Consider the following 231-nt stretch of genomic DNA (forward strand, 5'->3'; position numbering starts at 1 on the left):
TTATTCGCAACACCAGCTTGGAAAACACCAAAGGTCACCACTGCTCCCTCGATGGGGTTAACATTGCGGCTAACCACTGACTGCACCTGAGTGATAAAATAGCTAGCAGCCACCAAGGCATCATTGGCCTCATGCGGGAAAGCTGCGTGTCCACCTTTTCCTTTGAAACGGATCTTCACTTCACAAGTCCCTGCAAAGAGAGTGTGTGTATTGGTCGCAATCTGACCAACT

General features: G+C 49.4%; 1 protein-coding gene. It reads right to left on the reverse strand.

The window, feature by feature from the left end; all coding sequences use genetic code 11:
* Window positions 1-231 (reverse strand): peptidase dimerization domain-containing protein (locus CF394_RS13505; RefSeq protein WP_165767569.1); only part of this gene is annotated, 231 nt, incomplete at both ends.

It is taken from the genome of Tetzosporium hominis, assembly GCF_002265435.1.
GTDB lineage: Bacteria > Bacillota > Bacilli > Bacillales_A > Planococcaceae > Chryseomicrobium > Chryseomicrobium hominis.